This is a genomic window from Mycolicibacterium palauense, from assembly GCF_002592005.1.
In the GTDB taxonomy this organism is placed as follows: Bacteria; Actinomycetota; Actinomycetes; order Mycobacteriales; family Mycobacteriaceae; genus Mycobacterium; species Mycobacterium palauense.
This window is the reverse complement of sequence record NZ_NVQF01000191.1, coordinates 1-1,574: the sequence shown is the minus strand read 5'-3', so window position 1 is coordinate 1,574 and position 1,574 is coordinate 1. Positions and strand designations below refer to the sequence as shown.

Genomic DNA, 1,574 nt, shown 5'->3' with positions numbered 1-1,574 from the left:
TTCGGCGTCGGCCAGCAGCCGCTTGAGGCGGGCGTTCTGTTCACGCAGCTCTTTGAGCTCTTTGGCGGCGTCGGTGTCCATGCCGCCGTAGGTGCGCCGCCAGTTGTACAGCGTGGCCGGCGAGACCTGCAGCTCGGCGGCGATCTCCTCGCCGGTCTTGCCCTCGGCAGCCAGCTCATCCGCGCGGCGCAGCTTGCGCACGATGTCCTCCGCGGAATTGCGCTTCCGACCAGCCATATGTTCATCGTCCCTTCTGGCCCGACATCGGGCCACAGGACTCTAAAACTGGTTGGACTCATTCAGCGGGAACACGCCAGTGGCACTTAGCCGCCCCGGTGCAAGGACGAAGGGAACACCAGGACGGCTAAGTGTGGAGCGCTGCGGAGGGTTGAGGGCCGCGCGCCGCCAATTTGGAAGAGCGGCTAGCGGTGCCGGCCCACTCCAATGTGTGACTCACAGGGTGGTGTGAGACCCTTGTACATGCCACCTTCCGACGGCGGAGCGTTCTCTAGCCCAGGCGGCACTACACCCTCGCCCCAACCAAATTCGGAGGCGTCTCGGTCTATTTCGTCGATGTCCATAGGCGGTCGGGGTTCATCGAAACCAAGACCGTGACCACCAATTCCACTGCTTGACATGTACGCCCAGGCTTACTTCGGAATCTCGGGAACGTCGTAGGTGCCGGATTCCTTGATCTGCGTGATACAGGCCTGTCCGCGACGGCGCACACCGACACCAAAGCTACGCTGGAAAAACGCGTGTTGGTAGTCAACACTTTAGACCGATCAAGCCGAAGCATGGCGGACGGCGCCAAGCTAGTGGCTGACGCCAAGACCGAAGGCTGGCGCATCGTTGGTCTAGACGGAACCGATAGCAACACAGTGTCGCAGCTGACCGCTCACGCCAGACTCCTTGTTGCAGAGGAAGAACGGGAGCTGATCAGTCGCCGGACTAAGCAAGGACTGATCAAGACTCGACAGGCCGGAAAGCAACTCGGCAAGCCGTCCACTATCGACTCAGGCACTGTGCGGCAGATAGTCAAACTGCGTGCCGCTGGTAACGGCACCAAGGTAATCGCTCGATTGCTCACTGACGCCGGTATTCCCGCGCCTATGGGCAACACCTGGAGCTACAGCACCGTTCGCCGCGTTCTTGAGCGGGAAGGCGTGGCCTGATGGCTGCCACGATTCGTAAGCGCGAAACAAAGCGTGTCGACAAATTCGGCAATCTCATCGCCTCGTACCAGGTTCGTTGGCTGGAGCCGATACGTGACGAGTTCGGTGCACCAACTGGCAAGTTCAAGCAGACATCCGAAACGTTCGACACCGAGCGTAAAGCCAAGGCGCACATGCGCAAGGTGGAGAATCAGCTCGAAGATGCTGCAGGTGTCGACCCGTCCTCAGCCAAGCTGAAGGCCAATACCCCCCTTGGTACCTATGCGCGCCAGTGGCGTGTTCCCGCTGAATGAGTCCAACCAGTTCTAGAGTCCTGTGGCCCGATGTCGGGCCAGAAGGGACGATGAACACATGGCTGGTCGGAAGCGGAATTCTGCGGAGGACATCGTGCGCAAGCTG

General features: G+C 60.4%; 3 protein-coding genes. 2 read left to right on the top strand and 1 reads right to left on the bottom strand.

From position 1 onward, the window contains the following. Positions 1-237 (bottom strand): transposase (locus CSR00_RS29790; protein WP_141564544.1); only part of this gene is annotated, 237 nt, incomplete at its 3' end. Between the two features lie 560 nt (positions 238-797). On the opposite strand from CSR00_RS29790, the gene CSR00_RS29785 reads away from it, so the two are divergent. Both CSR00_RS29785 and CSR00_RS29780 read left to right on the top strand, forming a co-directional pair. Continuing rightward, positions 798-1,175, top strand: a complete 378-nt coding sequence (locus tag CSR00_RS29785; RefSeq protein WP_099025939.1) for a recombinase family protein — start codon at positions 798-800, stop codon at positions 1,173-1,175. Further along, positions 1,175-1,468 carry a hypothetical protein gene (locus CSR00_RS29780; RefSeq protein ID WP_245906764.1) on the top strand — a complete coding sequence of 98 codons (294 nt, stop codon included), beginning with the start codon at positions 1,175-1,177 and terminating at the stop codon, positions 1,466-1,468. The genes CSR00_RS29785 and CSR00_RS29780 overlap by 1 nt, the downstream gene beginning before the upstream one ends. Positions 1,469-1,574: the final 106 nt, after the last annotated feature.